24 protein-coding genes are annotated in these 26,242 nt (G+C 62.1%); 10 read left to right on the forward strand and 14 right to left on the reverse strand.

Annotation, left to right across the window (positions count from 1 at the left end; genetic code table 11):
* Positions 1-16: 16 nt before the first annotated feature.
* From tig to DI606_RS13475, 5 genes are all read left to right on the forward strand, one after another.
* The gene (gene tig / locus DI606_RS13455) at positions 17-1,627 is read left to right on the forward strand and encodes a trigger factor (protein WP_293983945.1); all 1,611 of its coding nucleotides are present in this window, start codon (positions 17-19) and stop codon (positions 1,625-1,627) included.
* A gap of 142 nt (positions 1,628-1,769) precedes the next feature.
* Positions 1,770-2,762, forward strand: a complete 993-nt coding sequence (locus tag DI606_RS13460; RefSeq protein WP_293983885.1) for a glycosyltransferase family 2 protein — start codon at positions 1,770-1,772, stop codon at positions 2,760-2,762.
* Positions 2,763-2,850: 88 nt separating this feature from the next.
* On the forward strand, positions 2,851-3,486 hold the full coding sequence (gene clpP, locus DI606_RS13465) for an ATP-dependent Clp endopeptidase proteolytic subunit ClpP (protein ID WP_293983888.1): 636 nt from the start codon (positions 2,851-2,853) through the stop codon (positions 3,484-3,486).
* Positions 3,487-3,621: 135 nt separating this feature from the next.
* Positions 3,622-4,890: an ATP-dependent Clp protease ATP-binding subunit ClpX gene (clpX, locus tag DI606_RS13470; protein ID WP_293983891.1), complete on the forward strand. Its 1,269-nt coding sequence runs from the start codon at positions 3,622-3,624 to the stop codon at positions 4,888-4,890.
* A gap of 363 nt (positions 4,891-5,253) precedes the next feature.
* Positions 5,254-8,595 carry a TonB-dependent receptor gene (locus tag DI606_RS13475; RefSeq protein ID WP_293983893.1) on the forward strand — a complete coding sequence of 1,114 codons (3,342 nt, stop codon included), beginning with the start codon at positions 5,254-5,256 and terminating at the stop codon, positions 8,593-8,595.
* A gap of 76 nt (positions 8,596-8,671) precedes the next feature.
* Here DI606_RS13475 and mtgA read toward each other — a convergent pair whose 3' ends face one another.
* The 3 genes from mtgA to DI606_RS13490 form a co-directional block, all read right to left on the reverse strand.
* Positions 8,672-9,361, reverse strand: a complete 690-nt coding sequence (mtgA, locus tag DI606_RS13480) for a monofunctional biosynthetic peptidoglycan transglycosylase (protein ID WP_293983896.1) — start codon at positions 9,359-9,361, stop codon at positions 8,672-8,674.
* Between the two features lie 105 nt (positions 9,362-9,466).
* Positions 9,467-10,378 carry an RNA polymerase sigma factor RpoH gene (gene rpoH / locus DI606_RS13485; protein ID WP_293983899.1) on the reverse strand — a complete coding sequence of 304 codons (912 nt, stop codon included), beginning with the start codon at positions 10,376-10,378 and terminating at the stop codon, positions 9,467-9,469.
* A 74-nt stretch (positions 10,379-10,452) separates the two neighbouring features.
* On the reverse strand, positions 10,453-11,406 hold the full coding sequence (locus DI606_RS13490) for an RluA family pseudouridine synthase (RefSeq protein WP_293983902.1): 954 nt from the start codon (positions 11,404-11,406) through the stop codon (positions 10,453-10,455).
* 17 nt (positions 11,407-11,423) lie between these two features.
* Here DI606_RS13490 and DI606_RS13495 point away from each other — a divergent pair, with 17 nt between their 5' ends.
* Together DI606_RS13495 and DI606_RS13500 are read left to right on the forward strand one after the other, a co-directional pair.
* Complete coding sequence (locus DI606_RS13495) at positions 11,424-11,825, forward strand: M67 family metallopeptidase (protein WP_293983905.1); 402 nt, start codon at positions 11,424-11,426, stop codon at positions 11,823-11,825.
* A 91-nt stretch (positions 11,826-11,916) separates the two neighbouring features.
* A complete protein-coding gene (locus tag DI606_RS13500; RefSeq protein WP_293983908.1) occupies positions 11,917-12,570 on the forward strand; it encodes a histidine phosphotransferase family protein in 654 nt (217 codons plus the stop codon).
* 117 nt (positions 12,571-12,687) lie between these two features.
* On the opposite strand, the gene glnA is transcribed toward DI606_RS13500, so the two are convergent.
* The 3 genes from glnA to map form a co-directional block, all read right to left on the reverse strand.
* Complete coding sequence (gene glnA, locus DI606_RS13505; RefSeq protein ID WP_293983911.1) at positions 12,688-14,100, reverse strand: type I glutamate--ammonia ligase; 1,413 nt, start codon at positions 14,098-14,100, stop codon at positions 12,688-12,690.
* 93 nt (positions 14,101-14,193) lie between these two features.
* The gene (locus tag DI606_RS13510) at positions 14,194-14,532 is read right to left on the reverse strand and encodes a P-II family nitrogen regulator (protein WP_293983914.1); all 339 of its coding nucleotides are present in this window, start codon (positions 14,530-14,532) and stop codon (positions 14,194-14,196) included.
* A 239-nt stretch (positions 14,533-14,771) separates the two neighbouring features.
* Positions 14,772-15,602: a type I methionyl aminopeptidase gene (map, locus tag DI606_RS13515; RefSeq protein ID WP_293983916.1), complete on the reverse strand. Its 831-nt coding sequence runs from the start codon at positions 15,600-15,602 to the stop codon at positions 14,772-14,774.
* A 78-nt stretch (positions 15,603-15,680) separates the two neighbouring features.
* Here map and DI606_RS13520 point away from each other — a divergent pair, with 78 nt between their 5' ends.
* Positions 15,681-16,442 carry a molybdopterin-binding protein gene (locus tag DI606_RS13520; protein WP_293983919.1) on the forward strand — a complete coding sequence of 254 codons (762 nt, stop codon included), beginning with the start codon at positions 15,681-15,683 and terminating at the stop codon, positions 16,440-16,442.
* A 97-nt stretch (positions 16,443-16,539) separates the two neighbouring features.
* Here DI606_RS13520 and DI606_RS13525 read toward each other — a convergent pair whose 3' ends face one another.
* Positions 16,540-17,826, reverse strand: coding sequence for a citrate synthase (locus DI606_RS13525; protein WP_293983922.1), 1,287 nt, complete (start codon positions 17,824-17,826; stop codon positions 16,540-16,542).
* Between the two features lie 20 nt (positions 17,827-17,846).
* Positions 17,847-19,268: a glutamate--tRNA ligase gene (gene gltX / locus DI606_RS13530; protein WP_293983947.1), complete on the reverse strand. Its 1,422-nt coding sequence runs from the start codon at positions 19,266-19,268 to the stop codon at positions 17,847-17,849.
* A 129-nt stretch (positions 19,269-19,397) separates the two neighbouring features.
* Here gltX and DI606_RS13535 point away from each other — a divergent pair, with 129 nt between their 5' ends.
* The gene (locus tag DI606_RS13535; protein ID WP_293983925.1) at positions 19,398-21,500 is read left to right on the forward strand and encodes a ComEC/Rec2 family competence protein; all 2,103 of its coding nucleotides are present in this window, start codon (positions 19,398-19,400) and stop codon (positions 21,498-21,500) included.
* Here the strand turns inward: DI606_RS13535 and lexA are convergent.
* Positions 21,461-22,132, reverse strand: coding sequence for a transcriptional repressor LexA (lexA, locus tag DI606_RS13540; RefSeq protein WP_293983927.1), 672 nt, complete (start codon positions 22,130-22,132; stop codon positions 21,461-21,463). The two genes, DI606_RS13535 and lexA, sit on opposite strands and share 40 nt — an antisense overlap.
* A 146-nt stretch (positions 22,133-22,278) precedes the next feature.
* On the opposite strand from lexA, the gene DI606_RS13545 reads away from it, so the two are divergent.
* A complete protein-coding gene (locus DI606_RS13545; protein ID WP_293983930.1) occupies positions 22,279-22,422 on the forward strand; it encodes a hypothetical protein in 144 nt (47 codons plus the stop codon).
* A gap of 7 nt (positions 22,423-22,429) precedes the next feature.
* Here the strand turns inward: DI606_RS13545 and DI606_RS13550 are convergent, their stop codons facing one another.
* The 5 genes from DI606_RS13550 to DI606_RS13570 all read right to left on the reverse strand — a co-directional run.
* Positions 22,430-23,608 (reverse strand): molybdopterin molybdotransferase MoeA, encoded by a 1,179-nt coding sequence (locus tag DI606_RS13550; RefSeq protein ID WP_293983932.1) that lies wholly within the window; start codon positions 23,606-23,608, stop codon positions 22,430-22,432.
* Positions 23,605-24,081: a cyclic pyranopterin monophosphate synthase MoaC gene (gene moaC, locus DI606_RS13555; RefSeq protein ID WP_293983935.1), complete on the reverse strand. Its 477-nt coding sequence runs from the start codon at positions 24,079-24,081 to the stop codon at positions 23,605-23,607. The genes DI606_RS13550 and moaC overlap by 4 nt, the downstream gene beginning before the upstream one ends.
* A complete protein-coding gene (gene trpC / locus DI606_RS13560; RefSeq protein ID WP_293983937.1) occupies positions 24,078-24,866 on the reverse strand; it encodes an indole-3-glycerol phosphate synthase TrpC in 789 nt (262 codons plus the stop codon). Before trpC ends, moaC begins: the two co-directional genes overlap by 4 nt.
* Positions 24,863-25,855, reverse strand: coding sequence for an anthranilate phosphoribosyltransferase (trpD, locus tag DI606_RS13565; RefSeq protein WP_293983940.1), 993 nt, complete (start codon positions 25,853-25,855; stop codon positions 24,863-24,865). Before trpD ends, trpC begins: the two co-directional genes overlap by 4 nt.
* Before the next feature lie 51 nt (positions 25,856-25,906).
* The coding region (locus DI606_RS13570) for an aminodeoxychorismate/anthranilate synthase component II (protein WP_293983943.1) at positions 25,907-26,242 on the reverse strand (336 nt) is incomplete at its 5' end.

Consider the following 26,242-nt stretch of genomic DNA (forward strand, 5'->3'; position numbering starts at 1 on the left):
GCGTTTGAGAGAAGAGATGCAGACTGTCGAGACGTTGAACGAGGGCCTGAAGCGCGCCTACACCGTGACCATCACGTCGAAGGATATCGACGCCCGCGTGGAAAAGGAAGTGCAGGCGATTGCCCCGCAGGTCCGCATGCCCGGCTTCCGTCCCGGCAAGGTGCCCGCTAACCTCGTCAAAAAGATGCACGGCGAAAGCCTTCAGCGCGATGCGCTCAACAATTCGATCCAGGAAAGCATCCAGCGCCTGATCGCCGACCAGAAACTGCGTCCCGCGATGCAGCCGTCGGTCGAGCTGGACGAGAATTTCGAGTTCGGCAAGGACGCGGAGATCAAGGTCGCTCTCGAGGTGCTGCCGCAAATCGAAACGCCCAGCATCGAGGGCCTCAAGCTCGAGCGCCTGACCGCCGAAGTGCCCGAAGACAAGGTGACCGAAGCCGCCGGTCGGATCGCGAGCCAGCAGGGCGCCCTGGAGGAGCATCCCGCCGACCATGAGGCCAAGGACGGCGATACGCTGTCCATCGATTTCGTCGGCAAGATCGACGGCGAGGCGTTCGAGGGCGGCAGCGCGCAGGACGTGAAGCTCACGATCGGCGCGGGCCAGTTCATTCCCGGCTTCGAGGAACAGCTCACCGGCGTCAAGAAGGGCGAGGAAAAGACGATCACCGTTACTTTCCCCGAAGATTACGGCGCTGCGCACCTTGCGGGCAAGGACGCAACCTTCGACATCACCGTCAAGTCGATCCTCGACGCCGACAAGCCCAAGCTGGACGACGAATTCGCCAAATCGCTCGGTCTTGAAGGTCTCGACAAGCTCAAGGAACTGCTCAAGGGCCAGATCGAGCAGGAGCATAACGGGCTCACCCGCACCTATATGAAGCGCAAGCTGCTCGACCAGCTTGCCGCCGCTCATGATTTCGATGTGCCGCCGAGCATGGTCGACGCGGAATTCGAGCAGATCTGGGCGCAGCTTCAGCACGAAGCCGGGCATGAGGAAGATCCCGAAGCGGCGCTGAAGGAAATGGAAGCGGAGAAGGACGACTATCGCGCCATTGCCGTGCGTCGCGTTCGCCTTGGCCTTCTGCTGTCTGAAATCGGTCAGGCCAATGGCGTGACCGTTTCCGATCAGGAAATGAACCGTCTCATCATGCAGGCTGCGCAGCAGTACAGCCCGCAGGACCGCGAACGCTTCGTGCAATATGTCCGTCAGGACCCGATGGCCGCCGCTCAGCTGCGTGCGCCTCTTTATGAGGACAAGGTCGTCGACTTCCTGTTCGACAAGGCGGAAGTGACCGACCGCACCGTCAGCCGTGAAGAGCTGGAAGCCGCGATCGAGGCGGAAGACGGCGATCTGAAGCCCCACGTCCATGGCCCCGACTGCGGCCATGATCACGACGATCATGACGATAAGCCCAAGGCGAAGAAGGCAGCACCCAAGAAGAAGGGTGCGGAACCTGCCGAGGCTGAAGCCGATCCGGCGGTCGAGGGCGAGGACGCTTCGGCGAAGAAGCCTGCCGCCAAGAAGACTGCGGCCAAGAAGGACGCACCGGTAGCGGAAGACGCCGCCGCCGAGGAAAAGCCCAAGAAGAAGGCCGCCCCCAAGAAGGCCGCCGCCAAGGCCGAGTGATCGGTTCCCGACCTGTCGCATGAGAAAGCGCTCGCCTTCGCCATGAAGTGCGGGCGCTTTTCAATTTCGGGAAGGCGTGGCAGACGATATGTTAGGAATGATGCTCCATGGCTGCGGCATGAGAGCGGGGGACGCGTCGATCATGAAAGAATTTCCGCTAGCGGCCAGCGAGGGGACGGATGCGGCACCCCTAACCGTGGGGCCTCGCGTTGCGGTAATCCTGCCCTGCTATAACGAAGCCGGGGCTATCGTGAAGACGGTCGAGGATTTCCGCCGCGCGCTGCCCCAGGCCGAAATCTATGTCTTCGACAATAATTCAACCGATGGCAGTCGCGATCTGGCCGCCGGGGCAGGGGCCATCGTCCGCCGCGTCGCGCAGCAGGGCAAGGGCCATGTCGTGCGACGCATGTTCGCCGACGTGGACGCCGACATCTATATCATGGCGGATGGCGATGCCACGTACGAAGCCGCCGCCGCCCCGCGCATGGTCGATGCCATGCTCGCGGACAATCTGGACATGGTTGTGGGGTGCCGCAGGGACGAGGTGGAAGCGGCCTACCGGCGCGGCCATCGCTTCGGCAACTGGGCGCTCACCGGCCTGCTGAAACAGCTGTTCGGGCGCAGTTTCAGCGATATCCTGTCGGGCTACCGCGTCTTTTCGCGCCGGTTCGTGAAAAGTTTCCCCGTGCTGTCCGCAGGATTTGAGATCGAGACCGAAATCAGCGTCCATGCGCTTGAGCTTGCCATGCCCGTCGCAGAGGTGATGACCAGCTACGGTGCGCGTCCGGAAGGATCGGAGAGCAAGCTTTCCACCTATCGCGACGGTTGGCGTATCCTGCGCACGATCATCACGCTCTATCGCATCGAGCGGCCCATTCTGTTTTTCGGCATCATTTCCGCCTTCCTTACCGCACTGGCGCTGGGGCTGGCGGCGCCGCTCGTCGTCACCTATCTCCATACCGGCCTCGTGCCGCGTTTCCCGACCGCCATCCTGGTGACGGGCCTCATGATCCTTTCCACCCTCTCGATCATGTGCGGCCTCATCCTCGACACGGTCGTGCGCGGACGGCGAGAGGTGCGGCGGCTTGCCTATCTCACGGTTCGCGCCCCTTCCGATTTCGCGCGGCGGGACTGAAGCTGACTGTCCCTCTTCCCTCTTGAACCATTCCTCTTTTGTCCCGATGTAGGGCGTGGGCAAAAGCAATCACCCGGAAAAGAGCAAAATGACCGATATCATGTCCGACCCCATGGCCGCGCTGGTCCCCATCGTCATCGAACAGTCGAACCGCGGCGAACGCAGCTTCGACATCTATTCGCGCCTGTTGCGGGAACGGATCATCTTCGTCACCGGCCAGGTGGAAGATCACATGGCTTCGCTGATCGTCGCCCAGCTCCTGTTCCTGGAATCGGAAAATCCGAAGAAGGACATCTGGATGTATATCAATTCGCCCGGCGGCGTCGTCACGGCGGGCATGGCGATCCACGACACCATGAGATATATCCGGCCCAAGGTAGGCACTCTGTGCGTAGGGCAGGCCGCATCTATGGGGAGTTTCCTTCTCGCCGCTGGTGAGCCGGGCATGCGCTTTGCGACCACCAATAGTCGGATTATGATACACCAGCCCTCGGGCGGTGCGCAGGGCATGGCGTCCGATATCGAGATCCAGGCCAAGGAAATCCTGCGCATCCGCCGCCGTCTGAACGACCTTTATGTCAAATATACCGGCAAGAGCCTGGAAGAGGTCGAGCGGGCGATGGATCGCGACACCTTCCTCGAAGCCGACGAGGCGAAGGCCTTCGGCCTCGTCGACGAAGTGTTCGATCGCCGTCCCGTTTTGGCTGAAACAACCGACGGCTAAAGGGGTTCTTTACCGCGGTGCGCCACTATCACCCTTGTGAAAGGGGCGTGCCGCAGTCTAGGATGCCCTTTGCACCAGCAAATCCTTCCCCATGGGCGGCATACTGCCGTGACGGGAAGGGAGAGAGAATGGCGAATGACTAAGCTTACCGGTTCCGATTCGAAAAGCACGCTTTACTGCTCCTTCTGCGGCAAATCGCAGCATGAGGTGCGGAAGCTGATTGCGGGACCGACCGTGTTCATCTGCGACGAATGCGTGGAGTTGTGCAACGACATCATCCGGGAGGAGACCAAGGGTGGTCTTGTCGGTCGGAAGGACGGCGGCGTGCCCACACCGCAGGAAATCTGCGATGTGCTGGACGACTATGTCATTGGCCAGAACCGCGCCAAGCGTGTTCTGTCGGTGGCGGTGCACAATCATTACAAACGTCTCAACCATGGCTCGAAACCTGGTGAAGTGGAACTGGCGAAGTCCAACATCCTGCTCGTCGGTCCCACGGGCTGCGGTAAGACGTTGCTGGCACAGACGCTTGCCAAGACGTTCGACGTGCCCTTCACCATGGCGGACGCCACGACGCTGACGGAAGCGGGCTATGTCGGCGAGGACGTCGAAAACATCATTCTCAAACTTTTGCAGGCCTCCGACTATAATGTCGAAAAGGCGCAGCGCGGCATCGTCTATATCGACGAGATCGACAAGATCAGCCGGAAGGCGGAAAACCCCTCTATCACGCGGGACGTGTCGGGGGAGGGCGTTCAGCAGGCCCTGCTGAAGCTGATGGAAGGCACGACTGCGTCGGTTCCGCCGCAGGGCGGACGCAAGCATCCGCAGCAGGAGTTTCTCCAGGTCGATACTACCAACATCCTTTTCATCTGCGGCGGGGCTTTCGCCGGGTTGGAAAAGATCATCGGCGATCGTCTGGAAGCCAAGTCGATCGGTTTCGGCGCCCATGTCGCCGCTCCCGAAGAACGCCGCACCGGCGAGCTGCTGCGTCAGAGCGAACCGGAGGATCTTCTGAAATTCGGGCTCATCCCTGAATTTGTCGGACGTTTGCCTGTCATTGCGACGCTGGAAGACTTGGACGTCACAGCGCTCGTCAAAATCCTTGTCGAGCCCAAGAATGCGCTGGTGAAGCAATATGCAAAGCTGTTCGACATGGAGAATGTCGAGTTGAATTTCACCGACGACGCGTTGACGGCAATTGCCCGGAAGGCGATTGAGCGGAAGACCGGTGCTCGCGGCCTACGTTCCATTCTGGAAGCGATCCTGCTCGACACCATGTTCGACCTGCCTTCGATGCAAGGTGTGGGCGAAGTGGTTGTGGACAAGGATGTTGTCGCAGGCACGAAGGAACCGATCCGCGTGTTTAGCGAGAAGGAAAAGCGGGCTGAAGACGCCGCCTGATTGAGAACATCTCGGAACAAAATGAACAGGGGTCGGCGGCAACGCCGGCCCCTTTTCGTATGGCAAGCGTGCGCCGCACAAAAATTCCAGCCGCGTTGCAAAATTGCACCACTGTATAACTGGGCATAAAAAGGCCCTCTAAATGGCCAAAATTCAAGGCTCTGTGGGCAAACCACGCAGACTGGATCGTATCGCGGCGACGTGACCGACACATTATGACAAAGAGCACGATCCGTTGTAACAAAAATGCAATCGGAGCATCACAGGGGTGTCGCCAGAAGCCGCCAAAGGTCGGCAAGGCTCGATTGGGGCAAAGAGGTCGGAGCGCTCGCACGGCGCTCTTCTAAAGGGAAACAGGGTCACATGAAGCATCTGAAGATTTTGCTGGCGGCGGGGGCCGCCTCCATCGGCATGACCGCCGCCATGGTCGTACCGGCGCATGCGCAGGAAACCACATCCTCGATCCGAGGCACAGTCACTGCCGAAGGCACACCGGTCGCTGGAGCGACGGTCACCATTACGCATATCCCGTCGGGCACGACCGTGAATGCGACGACCGGAGCCAACGGCGCGTTCAACGCAACGGGCCTGCGCGTCGGCGGCCCCTTCACCGTCCGCGTCGCCGCATCGGGTTATGAGAACACCGATGTCACCGATATCTTCACCGTCGTGTCGCAGCCGTTCGAACTGCCGATCGAATTGGCAAGCGGCGGCGACGCGATCATCGTTACCGCATCGAGCGTCAAGGGCGCAGGCCTCAAGTCGTCGGGTCCGACCACGGTCCTGACCGCCACCGACATCGCGCAGGTCGCATCGCTCAACCGCGACGTCCGCGACCTGATGCGCCGCGACCCCTTCGCGCGCCTGGATGACACCCCCACCGGCGGTCGTGCCGTGTCCTTCGCCGGCCAGAACGCACGTTACAACCGCTTCTCGATCGACGGCGTTCCCGTCACCGACAATTTCGGCCTGAACCCGGATGGTCTGCCGACCCGCCGTTCGCCCGTTCCGTTCGACGCCATCGCGCAGTTCCAGACCAAGGTCGCGCCCTACGACGTGCGCGAAGGCAACTTCCAGGGCGGCGCGATCAACGCCATTCTGAAGTCGGGCACCAACGAATTCCACGGTACAGGCTTCTACGCCTACTCGTCCGACGAATTGACCGGCAAGAAGACGAAGGCAGGCCCCGGCGTGCCCACAGGCCGCGTTACGTTGCCCAACTTCGAGTTCAAGAACTATGGCGCGGAATTGTCCGGCCCGATCATCAAGGATCGCTTGTTCTTCATGGTCGCGGGCGAGCGTATCCGTGCTGGCACGCCAATCGCGGAAGGCACTGCGGGCAACAACGCCGGCACCGTCATCCCCAATATCACCGACGCGCAGGTTCAGCAGATCCGCGACATCGCCCAGTCGCGCTACGGCTACGATACTGGCGGCATTCTGAACAACAGCAACGACCGGGACGACCGTCTGGTGGCGCGCCTCGACGCCAACCTTTCGGATACGCAGCGCGCGTCGCTGACATACATGTATACCAAGGATTCGATCCAGTTTAACCAGAACACCTTCGCCACCGGTAATCCGGGCTTGGGCCTCGCATCCAACGGTTACATCTCGTCCAATCGCCTGCACACCGGTGTTTTCCAGCTCAATTCCGACTGGACCGACGAATTTTCGACCGAAGTCCGCGCCTTCTACAAGGATTACAAGCGTGGGCAGGACCCGGTGATGGGCCGTGGCTTCGCGCAGTTCCAGGTCTGCACGGCACCGACTTCGGATCGCTCCAATCCCGGTTCGGCAGGCGCTGGCGCGTCGACTTCTTGCCAGCCGGGCTTCGGCTCGGTCAGCTTCGGTCCCGATATTTCGCGTCAGTCCAACGCGCTGACCAGCCGCACATATGGCGGTTCGCTCGTCGGTCGCCTGACGCGTGGCGATCACGATCTGCGCGTGTTCGGCGAGTTCTCCGACACGAAGATCTTCAACCTCTTCCTTCAGCGGACGGCGGGCGACTATTATTTCGACTCGATCGCCGACTTCCAGGCAGGTAACGCACAGCGCTTCCGGTATCAAAATGCCGTGCCGTCGCTGAATCCGGACGATGCCGCTGCGCGCTTCCGCTATCAGACTTTCACCTTCGGTATCCAGGACACCTGGCGCATCAACGAAAAGCTGACGCTGGCCTATGGTGCCCGCTACGATATCTATGGCGGTGACAGCCGTCCGGAGGTCAACCAGAACTTCGTCAATCGCTACGGTTTCTCGAACACCGCATATATCGACGGTCGCGGTATCTTCCAGCCACGCGTAGGCATCGATTTCAAGCCGACGAGCAGCCTCACGATCCGTGGCGGAGGCGGTATTTTCGCGGGCGGCTCGCCGGACGTTTATGTCTCGAACAGCTTCTCGAACACCGGATTCCTGTCGAATGCCATCGACGTGCGTCGCAATAATGATGGCAGCATCACCGGTGCCGACGTACCGACCGGCAACGCGGTCCTGAGCAATGTGAACGGTGCCACGATCCCGGCCGCCGGTAACGCATTGGTGACCAATGCAGCCTCGTCTGTCACCGCGCCCACCAACGCGCTGGATCACAAGTTCAAGGTTCCCTCGCAGTGGCGCGCCACTCTGTCTGCGGACTGGGCTCCGCAGGACACGTTCCTGGGCAATGGCTGGAACTTCGGCGCCGACTTCTTCTATTCGGCGGTTCGCAACCAGGTGTTTTTCACCGACCTTCGCGTCGTGCCGACCGCGCTGCGCACTCCCGATGGCCGCGTCCGCTATGCGTCGGTCACAAACTTCGGCGACGCCAACAACGACCTGTTCCTGACCAACACGACCAAGGGCCGCAGCTATGTCGGGGTGGCCCGGATCGACAAGAGCTTCGATTTCGGTTTGAACCTCGGCGTCAGCTACACTTGGCAGGATATCACGGACCAGGCCCCTGCGACCTCGTCGACGGCATCGTCCAACTATGCCAATGGCGCGTTCCTCGACGCCAATGGCGCGGCGCTTGGCACGTCGAACGATGAAGTGAAGCACAACATCAAATATCGCGTGAACTTCAGCCACGCGTTCTTCGGTGACTATAAGACCAACTTCTCGCTCTTCGGCGAAACGCGCATCGGCCGCCCTTACAGCTACACGATGCAGGACACGTCCCAGAACCGTAGCGCTATCTTCGGCACGACCGGTTCGAATTCGCGCTACCTGCTTTATGTGCCGACCGGTCCGAACGATCCGCTTGTGTCCTATGACAGCGCCGCCACCCAGACCTATCTGGACGGCCTGATCGCCAGCACGAAGCTGGGCAAGTTCCGTGGCGGGATCGCACCGCGCAACGCCTTCAATTCCAAGTGGTTCACGAAGATCGATCTTCACGTCGACCAGGAAATCCCGACAGGCCTTGGCAACTCGCGGATCACCTTGTTCGCGGATATCGAAAACTTCACGAACTTCCTGAACAAGAAGTGGGGTCAGATCCGCGAATATACCTTCCCGTACAATGTGATCGCGGTTCGCGCTCAGTGCCTCACGACTCCGGTCGCAACCGGCACGGCCCCGACGGGAGCGCAGCAGACGGCGAACACCGGTCAGGCTTGCGCGCAGTATCGCTACTCCGCGCCGACCAATACTCCGACCGACACGATCTATTCGCGTCAGTCGCTCTACACGATCCGCGTGGGTGCGCGCTTCACTTTCTGAGGCGCATCCGTCACAGACAAACGAAAGGGCGGGGAGCGATCCCCGCCCTTTTTCGTAAGGCAAACCGTAGGATCGATCAGCGTAGGCAACGGTCCAGCCTATCGCGCTCTATCACCCCGATGCGGCGCGCGATGGTGTCACCGTACCGCCGCGTAAAGCCGCTCGGCGCAATGGCGGCTCGTTTCTTGGGAAGGGGAAGGACGGCGGCGATCCTCGCAGCCTCCGCGCGGGTCAGCCGTGCGGCGCCATGGTGGAAGTAACGGAGGGCGCCTGCCTGCACGCCATAGGTACCGATGCCGGTTTCCGCGACGTTCAGATAGACTTCCATGATCCGCCGCTTCCCCCACACCGCTTCGATCAACAGGGTGAACCAAGCCTCAAGCCCCTTGCGCACAAAACCGCCGCCCTGCCAGAGGAACACGTTCTTTGCGGTCTGCTGGCTGATGGTGGATCCGCCTCGAATGCGCCCGCCACTGGCATTGTGAACGGCGGCCTTGGCGATGGCATCGACATCGAACCCGTGGTGAGAGCAGAATTTGCTGTCCTCCCCGGCGATCGCCGCGCGCGGCATGTTGGGGTCGATGTCCTCCAACGGCGTCCAGTCCTTGGTGATGCCGTTGGGATCGAACAGCATCGTCCATGTCACGGGCGGGGGCACGAAGCGGTAAATTAGCACCATGAGCAGGGACAGGGCCACAAAGCCCAGCAACAGCTTGACGGGCAGCCATATCCAACGGCGGCGGCGGGGAGCGGTCTTGACGGTCATGGCCTGTGGTAACGCGCCTCCGCCATCGGGTTCAAGCCGGGCGAGCAGGCAAAGAAAAAGCCCCGGATTTCTCCGGGGCCTCCGCACGCTAAAACAGGCTGGGTGTCAGGCCGCAGCAAGCTTCGCCATCCGGCCCAATCGGTCACCTGCAATCCGCATCATCGCTTTCTGCAGCTTCTCGAAAGCCCGAACCTCGATCTGTCGAACCCGCTCGCGACTGACGCCATAGACTTGGCTCAGTTCCTCCAGCGTCTTGGGTTCTTCGGCCAACCGCCGCTCCGCCAGAATATGCTTCTCACGATCGTTGAGGTCGTCCATCGCCTCGACCAGCATGTCGTGACGCAAGACCTTTTCCTGCTCATCCGCCACGCGTTCATCCTGAAGCGGATCGGTGTCGGCGAGCCAATCCTGCCATTGCCCTTCGCCATCCTCGCGCATGGGAACGTTGAGGGACGTATCGCCGCCCATCGCCATGCGGCGGTTCATGGAGATCACGTCGTCTTCGGAAACGCCCAGATCTTTGGCGATCTTGGCGACATCCTCGGGGCGCAGGTCACCGTCCTCGAACGCTTCGATATTGTTCTTCATCCGCCGCAGGTTGAAGAACAGCTTCTTCTGCGCAGCGGTCGTCCCCATCTTCACGAGGCTCCATGACCGCAGGATAAATTCCTGGATGGACGCACGGATCCACCACATCGCGTAGGTTGCAAGGCGGAAGCCGCGATCGGCCTCGAACTTCTTGACGCCTTGCATGAGGCCGATATTGCCTTCGCTGATGAGTTCGCTGACCGGCAGGCCGTAGCCGCGATACCCCATGGCGATCTTTGCCACGAGCCGCAGGTGCGACGTCACCAGCTGCGCCGCAGCCTCAGGATCCTGATGTTCCTGATAGCGCTTCGCCAGCATATATTCCTGCTCTGGGGTCAGCAGCGGAAATTTGCGGATTTCCGACAGATAGCGGTTGAGGCTGGCTTCACCGCCCAGCGCCGGAACCGCAGGGACATTGCTCTTGGCCATGTCGTCACCTTTCCCTTTCATGCGCGGCGGGACCCAGAAGAGGCATCGCTACGCCGTCGCAAACTTGTCTCAACCTATACGTGAAGCGCGCTTAACAGTTCCTGCATATCGGTCGGTAATGCACTTTGGAACATAAGGGGCTTATCCGTCGAAGGATGTATGAACCCCAGCGTTTTGGCGTGCAATGCCTGCCTTTTGAAACCCAGCGTTTCCAGTATCGTTTTGAAACCTTTTCTTTCTCTACCGTAAAGCGGATCGCCGATCAAGGGGTGACCCAGATGTGTAAGGTGAACCCGCACCTGATGGGTTCGCCCGGTTTCCAGCCGGCATTCGACCATCGCCGCGCCCCGCAACCGCTCCTCGATGCGATAATGGGTGACGGCATGTTTGCCGCGTCCTTCCCGATGAACCGCCATCTTCTTTCGATCGGCGTCGGATCGACCGATCCAGCCCTCTACGGTTCCCTTGGCGGGCAGGGGGTGGCCATAGACGATCGCGGCATACAGACGGTCGATGCTGTGATCCTTGAACTGGCGCGCCAACCCTTCATGCGCCCGGTCGTTCTTTGCGACCACCAACAGGCCCGACGTGTCCTTGTCGATGCGATGGACGATGCCCGGTCGCGCCACGCCGCCGATGCCGGACAACTGCCCCGCGCAATGATGCAGCAGCGCGTTGACCAGCGTCCCGTCGAGATTGCCGGCGGCGGGGTGGACGACAAGGCCGGCAGGCTTGTCCACGACGATCAGGTCCGTGTCTTCATACACGACAGTCAGCGGGATATCCTGCGCCACCGTATCGAGCGGCGCGGCTTCCGGGACGGCGATGAGATAGGACTGGCCTGCCGCGACTTTCATCGACCCGGCGATCCGGCCCGGCTGTTCGCTGCGCACATGCCCCTCGGCGATCAGCGCCTTCAGCCGCTCGCGCGACAATTCGGGCATCAGGTCGGCAAGCGCCCGATCCAGCCGCAGCCCATGCTGCGCCTCGCCGATCGACGCTTCGATGATGGAAACCCCCGAACCCATGGGCTATGCATGTAGGAATGCGGGCCAGAATATCAAGGACGACACTGGAACAAATCATGACTGCGGCGGCGGTTAGCGGGGAAGAGATTTGCGGCTTGCTGTTGGGGGAAGGAATGGACATCGCCGAAGTGCACCCAGCACCCAACGTCGCCGCCGACCGCGCTCGCCATTTCGAAATCGACCCCGCCACACTGATCGCGGCGCATCGCGCGGCGCGGGAAGGCGGTGCGTCCGTGCTGGGCCATTATCATTCCCATCCATCCGGCATTGCCCTACCTTCTGCCACCGATGTCGCCAGTGCATCGCCGGACGGAAGCCTTTGGCTGATCGTCGGGGGTGGGCAGGCTACCTTGTGGCGGGCCGAAGCGGGGGAGGCGGGAAAGGTCCGTTTCGCATCGATAACGTTGGACAGCCGGTGACGCAAAGGCGGCGAGCCGGGGTTGCATAGTCGAACCGGGCAGCGCATTAGCCAGACAGTGTTTTTCCAATTATCCGGTGATCCCAAACCGCATGACCCATCCGACCGACAGCATCGAATTTGCCAGCCTGCTCTGCTCGCGCCTGTGCCATGATCTGCTCAGCCCCGTGGGCGCGCTCAACAACGGGCTGGAGTTGATGGCGGATGAAACCGATCCGGAAATGCGCGCCCGCTGCCTGGAGCTTCTGTCGGACAGCGCGCGGACTTCGGCGAACAAGCTCAAATTCTTCCGCCTCGCTTTCGGTTCGGCGGGTGGGTTCGGCGACGCGGTGCCCCCGCATGAGGCGCGCGTCGCGATTGAGGGCATGTTCGCGACGGCAGGCAGGGTCAAGGTCGGGTGGCTCGTGGAGGAGCAGCTTCTTGACAAGCTCGCCGCCAAAATCCTCCTCAATCTTGCGCTCATTGCGGGCGACGCGCTGGTGCGCGGCGGACAGCTCGACATCGGCGCAGAAACGCGGCCCGGCGTCACGGAAATCGTGGTCCGCGCCGAAGGCCCCAAGGTCGTGCTCGATCCCGATCTGCGTGCCGCACTGGCGGGAACGCTGCCGGTCGAAGGGCTGGCGTCGCGGACCGCCGCCGCCTGGATGATCCGTCAGCTCGTGCTGAGTGCGAAAGGCGAAATCGCGCTGTCCCCGCCGGGCGAACCGGTGTTGCTCTTTGGTGCGTCGATTCCCGACCGTAGCTGACTGGGGCCAGCATTTGTAAAACGCGTTCAGCTGTCTACGTCGCTGTCGCATTTCCATCACGAAAAAGCCCGGCCGCATCGCTGCGACCGGGCTTTTTCACGTTTGTCCTGACGGCGATCAGGAACTGTAATACATGTCGAATTCAACCGGCGACGGGGCCATTTCCCAGCGATAGACTTCCGGCCACTTGAGTTCGATATAAGCTTCGATCTGGTCCTTGGTGAAAACATCGCCCTTCAGCAGGAACTCGTAATCGGCTTCCAAGCTGTTCAGCGCTTCACGCAACGAACCGCAGACAGTCGGCACCTGGCTCAATTCTTCGGGCGGCAGATCGTAGAGGTTCTTGTCCATCGCGGCACCCGGATGAATCTTGTTTTCGATCCCGTCGAGACCCGCCATCAGCAGCGCGGCGTAGCAGAGATAGGGGTTCGCCATCGCGTCGGGGAAGCGGAATTCGACGCGCTTTGCCTTGGCTCCGGCACCGTAGGGAATCCGGCAGGAGGCCGAACGATTGCGCGCCGAATAGGCGAGCAGCACCGGCGCTTCGAAGCCCGGGACCAGGCGCTTGTAGCTGTTGGTGGTCGGGTTGGTGAAGGCGTTGAGTGCCTTCGCGTGCTTGATGACGCCGCCGATGAAATAGAGGCAGGTGTCGCTCAGACCCGCATAGCCGTCGCCGGCAAAGAGCGGCTTACTGCCTTCCCAGATCGACATATGCGTGTGCATGCCGCTGCCATTGTCCTGCGCGATGGGCTTGGGCATGAAGGTCGCGGTCTTGCCGTAAGCCTGTGCCACCATCTGCACGACATATTTGTAAATCTGCATCCGGTCGGCGGTCTGGACCAGCGTGCCGAAGGTCAGGCCGAGCTCGTGCTGGGCCGCGGCGACCTCGTGGTGATGCTTGTCGCAGGGCAGGCCCATTTCGAGCATGGTCGAAACCATTTCAGCGCGAATGTCGGTGCACGGGTCGACCGGCGCGACGGGGAAATAACCGCCCTTGGCGCGCGGACGGTGGCCAAGATTGCCGCCCTCATATTCCTTGCCGGTGTTGGTCGGCAATTCGATGTCGTCGATCTTGAAATAGCTTTGCGAATAGTCGTTTTCGAACCGCACATCGTCGAACATGAAGAACTCGGCTTCCGGGCCGACATAGACGGTGTCGCCGAACCCGGCGGACTTCACGAAGGCTTCAGCGCGCTTGGCGGTCGAGCGGGGGTCGCGGCTGTAGAGTTCGCCGGTGTCCGGCTCCACGATGTCGCAGAAGATGATGAGCATCGGCGTCGCGCTGAACGGATCGACATAAACGGCGTCGAGGTCGGGCTTGAGGATCATGTCCGACTCGTTGATCGCCTTCCAGCCTTCGATCGACGAGCCGTCGAACATCAGACCCTGGGTCAGCTCATCTTCGCCAAGCACGCTCGACACCATGGTGAGGTGCTGCCACTTACCCTTAGGATCTGTGAAACGGACATCGACCCACTCGATCTCCTTTTCCTCGATCATCTTCAGGATGTCTTTTGGCGTGTTGGCCATGTGCAATTGCCCTTCTTTCATAAGGAACCCCCCCGAAGGGGTCGTGGAAGTTGCAGGTCGCCGGCCCCCTGCAAGCCGGCAGCGGTAACAGGATCAGATGGCGTCGCTGTCGCGTTCGCCGGTCCGGATGCGCACGGCACCCTCGATATGGGAAATGAAAATCTTGCCGTCGCCGATCCGGCCGGTCTGGGCCGCAGCGCTGATCGCTTCGACGACGCGGTCGGCGAGGCTGTCGTCGACCACGACTTCCAGCTTCACCTTGGGCAGGAAGTCGACGACATATTCTGCTCCGCGATAAAGTTCGGTGTGGCCCTTCTGACGACCGAAGCCCTTCGCTTCCGTCACAGTGATGCCGGATACGCCCACTTCGTGCAGCGCTTCCTTCACCTCGTCCAGCTTGAACGGCTTGATGATCGCTTCGATCTTTTTCATCACTTCACATCCCAACCCATGACGCTCGTCGCGGTAGCGGTGCGAACCGCCGAACCGGCTTCAAACAGACGATCATGATGCCCCCTAAGCAACGCCGTCCATCCTTACTAAACAATTACCGTGCCAATTGGCGAATCGCTAGGCCATGCTTTCGGCGATGCAGCAATCTTTGTCCATATTGCCTGCATTGCGGGCAACTTCATGACATGCTGCCTGTTTTTTAAGCAGCAAGAATGGTGTCACGCGGCGTAAGGCGGGCAATTCAGTCCAGTCGGGCTTTGGGTAAAGATTTCGCATCCTGTTTCGGTAATGCCGATACTATGCTCGAACTGTGCGGACAGCGACCGGTCGCGCGTGACGGCGGTCCAGCCATCGTCCAGCATCTTCACGCCGGGTTTGCCGATGTTGATCATGGGTTCGATGGTGAAGAACATGCCGGGTCGCAGTTCGGGGCCGGTTCCGGGCCGGCCGACATGGACGACTTCGGGGCTGTCGTGGAACACGCGGCCCAGGCCGTGACCGCAAAAGTCGCGCACCACGCCATAGCGATGCCGCTCTGCATGTCTCTGTATGACATAGCCGATATCGCCGAGGTGATTGCCGGGTTTCGCCTGCTCGATGCCCAGCATCAGGCACTCATAGGTCACCTCTATCAGGCGGCGCGCCTTAATCGAGGTTTCCCCGGCCACATACATCCGGCTGCTGTCGCCGTGCCACCCATCGACCAGCGGGGTCACGTCGATATTCATGATATCGCCGTCCTTCAGCCGATAATCGCCCGGAATGCCGTGGCAGATGACGTTGTTGAGGCTGATGCAGCAACTATGGGTATAGCCGCGGTAGCCGATGGTCGCTGGCACGCCGCCACCATCCAGGGTCATGCGGCGAACGATGTCGTCCAACTCGCCCGTGGTCACGCCCGGCACCACATGCGGCGCAAGGGCATCGAGAATCTCGGCGGCGAGACGGCCCGCCTTGCGCATGCCCGCAAAGCCTGCTTCGTCATACAGCTTGATTGCAGCGGAGCGCGTCACCGGCGTATCCGCCGTCATCGTCATATAGTCTGTCATAGCGCGATTATAGGGCGTCGCCGTGCATATTGCGAGAGGTGCTAGGCACGGCTCGCCGCGCGCGGTAAAGGGCAGGGCATGGCCGACCCGAACCGCATCTGGACCGCAGCGCTGACCGTCATCGGAGACGAGATTCTTTCCGGGAGGACGCAGGACAAGAATATCGCGCAGATTGCAGCGTGGCTGAACGTGCAGGGTATCCGCCTGCGCGAAGTCCGTGTCGTGCCCGATGTCACCGAAGCGATCGTGGAAGCGGTCAACACGCTGCGAGCGCGCAACGATTATCTGTTCACCACCGGCGGTATCGGTCCCACGCATGACGACATCACGGTCGATGCAATCGCGTCGGCGCTTGGCGTCGAAGTTGTCGTCCATCCCGAAGCGCGATCGGTGCTGGAGCGTTATTACGAAACGCGCGGCGGCCTGACCGAAGCGCGGCTGCGAATGGCCCGCGTGCCCGAAGGCGCGACGCTGATCGAAAACCGGATGTCGGGCGCGCCTGGAATACGGCATGGCAATATCTTCATCATGGCGGGCGTGCCGCACATCACAGCGGGCATGCTCGACGCTTTGACCGGCACGCTGGAGGGCGGCTTGCCGCTGCTTTCGGCGACGATCGGCTGTTGGGTCGCGGAAAGCGAAGTGGCGGATTTGCTGCGCGGAGCGGAAAAGGCGCACGGGGATTGCCAGATCGGCAGTTATCCCTTTTTCCGGGAGGGGCGCACCGGGGCCAACTTCGTCGTGCGGTCGACCGATCAGGCTGCGCTGGACGCCTGCGTGGCGCATTTGAGCCAGGCGCTGGACGAAGGTGGCTGGGGGGTCACGCCGGGCGGCATTTGATCGGGCCGTGCGGGAGGCGCACATTTCCTACGGCATGCCAGCATAAAAAACGGCGCCACATGGGCGCCGTTCTCATACAAATCGACGGTTCGCCGGATCAGCGCTTGTCGACCGCCACATAGTCCCGCTGCGTCGGGCCAGTATAAAGCTGACGCGGGCGACCGATCTTCTGCGCTGGGTCGGAAATCATCTCGTTCCATTGCGCGACCCAACCCACGGTGCGGGCAAGCGCGAAGAGCACCGTGAACATCTCGGTCGGGAAGCCGATTGCCGACAGGATAACGCCGGAATAGAAATCGACGTTGGGATACAGCTTCTTCTCGACGAAATAGGGATCGTTGAGCGCGATCTGCTCCAGTTCCTTGGCAACGTCGAACACAGGATCGTCGACGCCCAGCTTCTCCAGAACGTCCTTCGCGGTTTTCTGCATCACCGTCGCGCGGGGGTCGTAATTTTTATAGACGCGGTGACCGAAGCCCATCAGGCGGAACGGATCGTCCTTGTTCTTGGCGCGGGCGATATATTCGGGAATGCGGTCCACCGTTCCGATTTCCCGCAGCATGTTGAGCGCTGCTTCATTTGCGCCACCATGCGCCGGACCCCAAAGGCAGGCGATGCCGGCTGCGATGCAGGCAAAGGGATTCGCGCCCGACGAGCCGGCGAGACGAACGGTCGATGTCGATGCATTCTGTTCGTGATCTGCATGCAGGATGAAGATCTTGTCCATCGCATCCGCGATGACCGGGTCCACCACATATTCCTCTGCCGGGACCGAAAAGGTCATACGCAGGAAGTTGGCGGTGTAGCTGAGGTCGTTGCGCGGATAGACGAAGGGCTGGCCCACCGAATATTTGTAGGCCATGGCCGCGATCGTCGGCATCTTGGCGATCAGGCGGTGGCTTGCGATGCGGCGCTGTGCCGGGTCGTTGATGTCCGTCGAATCATGATAGAATGCCGACAGCGCACCCACGACACCAACCATGATCGCCATCGGGTGCGCATCGCGGCGGAAACCCCGGAAGAAGGCGGTCAGTTGTTCGTGCACCATGGTATGGCGCGTGATCGTGGTGGTGAAGTCTTCCAGCTCCGTCTTCGACGGCAATTCGCCGTTCAGCAGCAGATAGCAGACTTCCATGAAGCTCGACTGTTCGGCCAACTGACCGATGGGATAGCCGCGATGAAGCAGAACGCCTTCGTCGCCATCGATATAGGTGAGGCCGGATTCGCAGCTAGCGGTCGACGTGAAACCTGGGTCGTAGGTGAACATGCCCGTGTTCGCGTAAAGCTTGCGAACGTCGATGACCTGCGGTCCTACGGTGCCATCCATGATGGCGTAATCTTGGTTCTTTTCACCGATGGTCAAACTGGCTTTGTTATCGGACATGTTGTTCTCCTTGATTGCCATCAACCGGCCACCGCGTGCCCTGCCGCAGCCAATCGTTCCAAGCTCTCCTCTTTTCCAAGTAGGAAGAGGACATCGAAAATACCCGGCGAGACGGTGCGCCCGGTAAGCGCCGCCCGCAACGGCTGTGCCACCTTGCCCAGCCCCAGACCGGCATCCTCCGCCACGCAGCGAATAGCATCTTCGATCGCCTCAACCGTCCAGGACTGAACGGGTTGCAGAGCGTCGGCCGTCTTGGCGAGCAGCGCGCGCGCGGGTTCGTCTAGCAGAGCGGACGCCTTCTCGTCAAAATCGAGCGGCACGCTCTTGAAGAGAAACTGAGCTCCCTCCGCGATTTCGACCAGCGTCTTCGCGCGCGGTTTGAGCTGCGGCATTGCCTGGCCGAGCAGCGCCAGATCCGCGTCGCCCAACGTCATCCCCGACCATGCCTCGATCCGTGGCGCGACCAGTGCGGCAAGCCTCGCGTCGTCCGCCTCGCGGAGATAATGGCCGTTGAGATTTTCGAGCTTCTTGATATCGAACCGCGACGGCGAACGGCCTACGCCGTCAATGTCGAACAACATAATGGCGCGGTCGATCGGGATGATCTCCTCATCGCCATGTCCCCAGCCCAGTCGCAGCAGATAATTCAGCACCGCTTCCGGAAGCATTCCCATCTCGTCGCGGTAGGCATCGACGCCGAGGGCGCCGTGCCGCTTCGACAACTTCGCTCCGTCCGCCCCGTGTATTAGGGGGATATGCGCGTAGACCGGCTCTTCCCATCCCATCGCTTTGATGATGGTCAGTTGACGGAACGCGTTGTTGAGGTGATCGTCGCCGCGGATGACGTGGGTAACGCCCATGTCGTGATCGTCGACAACGACCGCCAGCATATAGGTGGGGGTGCCGTCCGACCGCAGCAGGATCATGTCGTCCAGTTCGACATTCTGCACGACTACGCGGCCTTGAACGGCGTCCTCGATCACCGTCTCGCCTTCGCGCGGCGCTTTGATTCGGATGACGAACGGAGCACCTTCGGGCGCTTCGGATGGATCGCGGTCGCGCCAGCGTCCGTCGTAGCGCAGCGGTTGCTTGGCGGCGCGTTGTTGTTCGCGCAGTTCAGCGAGTTCCTCCGGCGTGGCGAAGCATTTGTAGGCATGCCCTGCGCTCAGCAGCTGATGCGCGACTTCGGCGTGGCGCGGCGTGCGCTCGAACTGGAATACCGCCGGTTGGTCACCGGCAAGGCCCAACCATTCGAGGCCGTCGAAGATCGCCGCCACCGCCGTATCGGTAGACCGGGCGCGATCCGTATCCTCGACACGCAACAGGAACTTGCCACCATGGTGCCGAGCGAACAGCCAGTTAAAAAGTGCGGTGCGCGCGCCGCCGATATGCAGAAAGCCGGTAGGGGATGGCGCAAAACGGGTCACGACTGCCTTGTTCATTCCCGTTGCACTCGTCGTCATAATCTTCGACATTCGCCTTGCTGACACATGAATGCGACGCCCCCTAGCATGGCTTTTGCCCCACGACAAACCTCCCTTGCGGGCGGGGTTGCGCGGGCGGCTGGGCATATGTTCGCACTGCTCGAAAACATGCTGGAGCGTGAGCGTGAACAGATCGGTCTTTGGGCACCGGTCGCGCTGGCTGTGGGGATTTCTGCGTGGTTCTTGCTACCCGGTTCCGCTCACTGGCTGGCCTTTTGCTGCCTGACGATGGCACTGGTATGTGGAGCGGCGTTTCTGCCCACCGGCACGCGCGTCAGGCAGATGTGCATCGCAGGTGGCATGGTGGCCGCTTTGGGTTGTGTCCTGATATGGGGCAAGGCGGCTATCTTGGGGCAGCCGCCGCTGGCGCGTCCCGTCTTCACACAGGTAACAGGAACGGTGCAGTCGGTGCGGCCCGTTCCAGCACAGGCGATGGTGCGCGCGACGATTCGTCCCATCGACAGGCCGGATCTCCCCGAAACGATTCGCGTTAATATCCCGGACGGCGACAAACCGGCAGGGCTCGGGGCAGGCGCGGTCGTTCGTTTCCGCTCGCGGCTCATGCCTCCCGCCCAGCCGAGCGTTCCGGGCGGATATGACTTCGCTTCCCGCGCCTATTTCCTGGGCATCGGCGCGACCGGCAAGGCGCTCAAGCCTATTGACGTCCTCGAACCCTCCGATGCAGGGCCGGGTCTAAGGGCCAGATTGTTCGACCATATTCTCAACCGCGTCGGTGGCCCCGCCGAAGGCATTGCGGCGGCTCTGGCGACCGGGGACCAAGGCGCGATTCCGGACGCGGACGCCGACGCGATGCGGCGCAGCGGGCTGGCGCATCTGTTGTCCATCAGCGGCCTGCATGTGACGGCATTGATCGGCGCTGTGATCTTTTTGTTCATGCGAGTGCTGGCGCTCAGTCGCCATGCCGCGCTCGACTGGCCGCTCATGATGATCGCTGGCGCGGGCGGTGCTCTTGCCGGTATCGGCTACACGCTGCTGACCGGGGCCGAGGTGCCTACTGTGCGATCCTGCATCGCCGCTCTGCTGGTGCTGGGCGGCCTTGCCATGGGCCGCGACGCGATCACGTTGCGGCTCGTCGCAACGGGCGCTCTGGTCGTGCTGGCCTTTTGGCCGGAGGCAGTAGTCGGGCCGAGTTTCCAGATGAGTTTTATGGCCGTCACCGCGCTTGTGGCCTTGGGGGAGCATCGCCGCTTCCGCGCGTTTGCAGCGGCGCGGGACGAGCGTCGCTGGCAAAAGGTCGCAAGGATGCTGGTCGTCACGCTGGCGACCGGTTTCGTGGTGGAAGTGGCGCTGATGCCGATCGCGCTCTTTCATTTTCATAAGGCGGGGCTGCTCGGGGCGTTTGCGAACATCGTCGCCATTCCTCTTACGACATTCGTCGTCATGCCGCTGGAAGCTGCAGCGCTGTTGTTGGATGTGATAGGGGCAGGCGCGCCCTTCTGGTGGCTGACGCAGAAAGCACTCGATCTGCTGCTTTTGATTGCGCACGGGGTGGCAAGCAGTCCGATGGCGACGATGCAGGCGCCGACGACAGGTGCCGCGACATTCGGTTTCGCTATGGCGGGATTGCTATGGATACTGCTATGGCGCGGGCGGATGCGGTGGTGGGGGGCGCCGCCCTTGGCCGCAGCCGTTGCGACAGCGCTGTTTGCGTCACCGCCCGATCTCTTCATAACGGGCGATGGGCGACATGTCGCGGTGCGGACTTCGGACGGCATGGTGATCCTGCGCGATAGGGCAGGCGACTATGTCCGGGACAGCCTGTCAGAAAGCGCGGGTTTCGACGGTAAGTTTGCGTCGCTGGCCGATCACCCCGCCGCGCGATGCTCCACCGATCTGTGCGCAATGCGCCTGCCGCGCGGCGGGCGCATCTGGCGGCTACTTTTCACTCGCAGCAGAATGCAGGTGGACCGGCCCCAGTTCGAAAAGGAATGTGGTGCCGCCGACATCATCGTCAGCGACCGTCGTTTGCCAGGCTGGTGCCGTCCCCGCTGGCTAAAGGCCGATAGCCGCTTGCTCCGTAAAACGGGGGGACTTTCCATCGACCTGCGCGCCGGAAAGGTCCGGACTGTCATCCGCCCCGGCGACGCCCACCCTTGGATCGCGCCCACTGTGCCTGGCGGAAGTCGTCTTCAATTATACCGGCGCAGCAGCCCCGCTAGCTTGCCCTGAATGCGCACCTGCCGCGAATCGTAGAGCTGCGGCTCGTAGGCGGCATTTGCGGGGTCGAGCCGCACGCGTGTGCCGTCGCGGCGGAAATATTTAAGCGTCGCTTCGTGATCGTCGATCAGCGCCACTACGATCTGCCCCTCCCGCGCGACATCGGTTCGCTGGATCAAGGCGAAATCACCGTCGAGAATCCCCGCTTCCACCATCGAATCGCCGGAGACTTCGAGCGCATAATGGTCGCCGCCCCCCAGAAGTGCCGCAGGCACGGAGAGCATATTCTGCCCCTCCATCGCCTCGATCGGCACGCCCGCCGCGATCCGCCCGTGCAAGGGGATTTCCACCACATCGTTGGCGGCCATAGGAAGGGTTGCGGGCGTCTTCGCTTTGGGTGCGATAGAAGGCACCGGCGCACGATGCATCGCCTCGGGTAGCTTCAGCACTTCCAGCGCCCGCGCCCGATTGGGAAGGCGCCGAATAAAGCCACGCTCTTCAAGTGCGTTGATCAGGCGATGGATGCCGGATTTGGACCGGAGGTCCAAGGCGTCCTTCATCTCCTCGAACGAGGGCGACACACCGCCTTCCTCCAGACGGTTCTGGATGAAACTCAGCAATTCCTGCTGTTTGGGTGTCAACATCGCGTCGGTCCTCCATGGAACGTATGAGGAACGCATAGGAAACACATAGAGGCTCGTCAAGCGAGAACAGCAACTCTGCCGGAACGGATTTTCATGATCGACGTTCGCGGATGACGACCGACCACCGATCGGCGCAGGAGAGAGATATGCCGGGAGACCGCAAGCAAATGCCCAGCCGCGACGTGAGGCGCAAAAACAAGGTGAGCGATCGACCGTTCAGACCGCTCGACCATCAGATGGGCGACGAGCAACGGTATAATTTTGCCCCCGGCGAGCAGCAGTTTTGCTGAGGCGCCCTTATAGCGGGATGATGGAAACACGATCGCCCGGTTCCGCACGCGCGCTTCCGGCGGCACGTACGATCAGGCAATCGGCAAGGGCGAGCGCTGCGGTCGCTGCGCTATCCTGCGAAGTGACCGAAACGATCCCGCCGTCCTGCCGGTAGGCCCTGAGATAGTCGTCGCGGTCGCCTACTTGCGGCAGGGAGGACGCCAGCTTTGCCTCCAACATATGGGGAAGGGGATGGGCTGCGCCGCTTATCCTCCGAACGAGAGGCAGAAGGAAGAGAATGGCGGTCACATATGCTGACACCGGGTTGCCCGGCAAACCGAGGAACGATGTTGTGCCCATCCGGCCGGCCATCAACGGCTTCCCGGGCCTCATCCGAATCTTCCAGAAATCGAGGGAACCCCCGGCCTGCTCGAAGGCGGGACGAACGAGATCGTGATCGCCTACCGACGCCCCGCCTGTGGACACGACGATATCGGCGACCTGTGCCTTTCCGAAGGCTGCCGTAATGGCCGCCAGATCGTCCGGCACGATGCCGAGGTCGATGATTTCGCACGGAAGGTTCGCAAGCATGGCGGCGAGCATCGGGCCGTTCGATGCCGGTAGCGAGCCAGGCGGGGCAGGGGTACCGGGCGGGACGAGTTCGTTGCCCGTCGACAGGATGGCAACCTTGACGCGACGGCGCACCGGCAGTCGGTCATGCCCGCCCAGGACCGCGACCGCCGCCTGCGAAGCGCCAATCGCCGCCCCGGCCTTCAGCAGAACAGCGCCTGACGCGAAATCGGACGCGGCGTCGCGGACATGCTTGCCCGCGGGAAGTGGGTCGGGGCCGGCCCTTATATGCGCCCCGTCCGGCAGCGCATTTTCCTGGATCAGGATCGCGTCGGCGCCCATGGGCAGCGGCGCGCCAGTGAAGATCCGGCACGCTTCTCCGGTGCCGAGTGCACTAGGAAGCGCGCCGCCTGCGGAGCTTTCCCGTGTCACGCGCCAAGGGCCGGGATATTCCGACGCACGGACCGCGTAGCCGTCCATGGCCGACAGCGCCGCCCATGGCTGATCCCGTCGCGCCGTCAGGTCCTGCGCCATCCACCGACCCACAGCGTCCACGACCGGCACGGTTTCTTCCTGAAGCAGGGTCGCCATCGCGAACAGCCTCGCCTGCGCCTCGGCCACCGGCAACAGGCTCATGCGCTGCGGGTCCAGTCGCTCGACTTGCCGCCGGTCTTCGTTTCTAGTCGAATGTCACCGATGACCATGCCCTTATCCAGCGCCTTGGCCATGTCGTAGATGGTCAGCAAGGCGGCGGATGTGGCGGTCAATGCTTCCATCTCTACGCCCGTCTGGCCCGCCGTGCGGGCAGTCGCCCGAACCGTGACGCCGTCCTCGACCAGTTCGAAGTCGACCGTGACGGCGCTCAAAGCGATGGGGTGGCAGAGCGGAATGAGGTCGGCCGTGCGCTTGGCCGCCATGATGCCTGCCACGCGTGCGACCGCAAGGACATCGCCTTTCTTAACGAGGCCGTCGCGGATCGCTTCCAGCGCCCGCGCGCTCATTGCGATGCGGCCCGATGCGACGGCTTCGCGCGTTGTGACGGCTTTCTCCGACACATCGACCATGCGCGCCGCCCCGTCCGCGTCCAGATGTGTGAGGCCGTTGCTCATGCGCCGGTCAGCAGCGCGCGCGTGGCCGATTCGACATCGTCCTGCCGCATCAGCGTTTCGCCAACGAGGAAGCAGCGCACCCCATGATCGGCCATGGCGGCAAGGTCCGCATGGCCAGTAAGCCCGCTTTCCGCGACGAAGGTGCATCCTTCGGGCGCTTTTTTCACTAGGTCGTATGTGCGCGCGAAGTCTACGCTGAAATCGCGCAGATCGCGATTGTTGACGCCGATGAGGCGTGATCGGAGCGTCAATGCGCGCTCCAATTCATGCTCGTCATGCACCTCGATCAAGGCATCCATACCGAGCCCGATCGCCGCATCCTCGATCTCGCGCATTTGGGTGTCTTCCAGTGCGGCGACGATGATGAGAATCGCGTCCGCGCCCAGCGCCCGGCTTTCGAGCACCTGCCACGGATCGACCAGAAAGTCCTTGCGCAGCACGGGCAGCGGACAGGCGGCGCGGGCGGCGACCAGATAGTCGTCATGGCCCTGAAAATAAGGTTCGTCGGTCAATACCGACAGGCAGGCCGCGCCGCCCCGCGCATAGGCTGCGGCATGGGCGGGCGGATCGAAGTCGGCGCGGATGAGGCCTTTGGACGGGCTGGCTTTCTTGACTTCCGCAATCAGGCCAAACCCTTGTTGCGCTGCCCGGTCGAGCGCGTGGCGAAACCCCCTAGGCGGGGTCTGACCGGCAGCGCGGGCCTGAAGCGCCGCAACGCTGGTCGCTGACTTGCGCCGAGCGACATCCTCGCGCTTGAAGTCGCAGATTTCGATGAGCTTGTTCATGAATAGGCTATCCAGCAATTGAGCAGCGCGTTGGCAAGGCCGCGATCGATGGTTTCGGCGGCTTCCTCCACCCCTTCGGCCAGAGTCTCGACCGCGCCCGCCACAAGCAGCGCGGCAGCGGCATTGAGCAGAACCGCGTCTCGGTAGGGTCCATGCTCGCCCAAAAGCAGCGCGCGCATCGCGGCGGCATTGTGCGCGGCGTCGCCGCCCCGGATCGCGGAAACAGGATGTGTTGCCAGGCCAAGATCGCCGCCGGCCAGGCGACGCATGGCGACCACGCCGTTGCCTGTGACTTCGGCCACGTCATTGCCGCCCGCGAGCGACAGTTCGTCCAGCCCTTCGTCCCCCGAAACGATCATCGCCCGGTCCACGCCCAACTGCGCCAGTGCCTGCGCATAGATCGGCACATAGGCTGGCCGCGCAATGCCGACGAGCTGACGGCGGACCCGCGCCGGATTGGCGAGCGGCCCCATGAGGTTGAAGATCGTACGCTCACCGATTGCCCGGCGGATGGGGGCGAGGCGCTTGAGCGCGGGATGGTAATTCTGGGCGAACAGGAAACAGATGCCAAGGTCGTCCAGCGTCGCCTGCGCTGTGGCGGCCGCCTTGTCGAGATCGAGCCCCAGCGCTTCGAGCGTGTCGGCTGCGCCCGCCTTGGACGAGGCCGCACGATTGCCGTGCTTGGCGACCGGAACCCCCGCCGCTGAGACAACGAGTGAGACAGCTGTAGAGACGTTGAGCGTATGATGCCCGTCGCCGCCGGTGCCGCATACGTCGATGGCGCCGGGCGGCGCTTTAACGGCAATCATACGTGCGCGCATGGCGCGGGCGGCTGCGGCGATCTCGGTCGCGGTTTCGCCCCGGCGCGCCATCGCGACGAGGAAGGTTGCAATCCGGTCTTCGGGCAGGTCGGCGTCGAACAACAGGTCGAAGGCGTGAGCCGCCGCTTCGTCGGAGAGCGGCGTCGAAGGATCGGGCAGGCTGGTCATCGCGTTCGCCTTTGCCAAGTCGCTGGCGTCGAGTCGAGCGCCAAGAGCCGCTCAGGCGACTGCGCGCTCACGCACGGGCAGGCCCGCAATGGCCATGAAGTTGGCCAGCATGTCGTGCCCATGTTCGGTCGCGATGCTTTCCGGGTGGAACTGCACCGAATGGATCGGCAGGGTCGCGTGACGGAACGCCATGACCGAACCGTCCTCGCTCGTTGCGTTGACAACCAGCGTTTGCGGGATGTCCTCCACGATCAGCGAGTGATAGCGTGTCGCGGTGAAGGGGGAAGGCAGGCCTGCGAAAAGGCCCGTCCCATCATGCGTCACCGGCGATGTCTTTCCGTGCATCAGGCCACCGCGCACCACCTTTCCGCCGAAATGCTGGCCTAT

The organism is Sphingobium sp. (assembly GCF_003248505.1).
In the GTDB taxonomy this organism is placed as follows: domain Bacteria; phylum Pseudomonadota; class Alphaproteobacteria; order Sphingomonadales; family Sphingomonadaceae; genus Sphingobium.

Bases quoted from the DNA above. Each gene is read 5' to 3' on its own strand.
- moaC (WP_293983935.1), bottom strand. From the start codon at position 24,081: ATGAGCAACGGCCTCACACATCTGGACGCGGACGGGGCGGCGCGCATG.
- DI606_RS13550 (WP_293983932.1), bottom strand. From the start codon at position 23,608: ATGAGCCTGTTGCCGGTGGCCGAGGCGCAGGCGAGGCTGTTCGCGATG.
- DI606_RS13490 (WP_293983902.1), bottom strand. From the start codon at position 11,406: ATGGGTTCGGGGGTTTCCATCATCGAAGCGTCGATCGGCGAGGCGCAG.
- map (WP_293983916.1), bottom strand. From the start codon at position 15,602: ATGACAGACTATATGACGATGACGGCGGATACGCCGGTGACGCGCTCC.
- rpoH (WP_293983899.1), bottom strand. From the start codon at position 10,378: ATGGCCAAGAGCAATGTCCCTGCGGTTCCGGCGCTGGGCGGTGAAGCC.
- gltX (WP_293983947.1), bottom strand. From the start codon at position 19,268: ATGAACAAGGCAGTCGTGACCCGTTTTGCGCCATCCCCTACCGGCTTT.
- trpC (WP_293983937.1), bottom strand. From the start codon at position 24,866: ATGAACAAGCTCATCGAAATCTGCGACTTCAAGCGCGAGGATGTCGCT.
- DI606_RS13510 (WP_293983914.1), bottom strand. From the start codon at position 14,532: ATGAAAAAGATCGAAGCGATCATCAAGCCGTTCAAGCTGGACGAGGTG.
- DI606_RS13520 (WP_293983919.1), top strand. From the start codon at position 15,681: ATGGCCGACCCGAACCGCATCTGGACCGCAGCGCTGACCGTCATCGGA.
- clpX (WP_293983891.1), top strand. From the start codon at position 3,622: ATGACTAAGCTTACCGGTTCCGATTCGAAAAGCACGCTTTACTGCTCC.
- DI606_RS13460 (WP_293983885.1), top strand. From the start codon at position 1,770: ATGAAAGAATTTCCGCTAGCGGCCAGCGAGGGGACGGATGCGGCACCC.
- DI606_RS13545 (WP_293983930.1), top strand. From the start codon at position 22,279: ATGCCGGGAGACCGCAAGCAAATGCCCAGCCGCGACGTGAGGCGCAAA.
- lexA (WP_293983927.1), bottom strand. From the start codon at position 22,132: ATGTTGACACCCAAACAGCAGGAATTGCTGAGTTTCATCCAGAACCGT.
- DI606_RS13500 (WP_293983908.1), top strand. From the start codon at position 11,917: ATGACCCATCCGACCGACAGCATCGAATTTGCCAGCCTGCTCTGCTCG.
- glnA (WP_293983911.1), bottom strand. From the start codon at position 14,100: ATGGCCAACACGCCAAAAGACATCCTGAAGATGATCGAGGAAAAGGAG.
- mtgA (WP_293983896.1), bottom strand. From the start codon at position 9,361: ATGACCGTCAAGACCGCTCCCCGCCGCCGCCGTTGGATATGGCTGCCC.
- DI606_RS13535 (WP_293983925.1), top strand. From the start codon at position 19,398: ATGTTCGCACTGCTCGAAAACATGCTGGAGCGTGAGCGTGAACAGATC.
- DI606_RS13525 (WP_293983922.1), bottom strand. From the start codon at position 17,826: ATGTCCGATAACAAAGCCAGTTTGACCATCGGTGAAAAGAACCAAGAT.
- clpP (WP_293983888.1), top strand. From the start codon at position 2,851: ATGACCGATATCATGTCCGACCCCATGGCCGCGCTGGTCCCCATCGTC.
- tig (WP_293983945.1), top strand. From the start codon at position 17: ATGCAGACTGTCGAGACGTTGAACGAGGGCCTGAAGCGCGCCTACACC.
- trpD (WP_293983940.1), bottom strand. From the start codon at position 25,855: ATGACCAGCCTGCCCGATCCTTCGACGCCGCTCTCCGACGAAGCGGCG.
- DI606_RS13475 (WP_293983893.1), top strand. From the start codon at position 5,254: ATGAAGCATCTGAAGATTTTGCTGGCGGCGGGGGCCGCCTCCATCGGC.
- DI606_RS13495 (WP_293983905.1), top strand. From the start codon at position 11,424: ATGCGGGCCAGAATATCAAGGACGACACTGGAACAAATCATGACTGCG.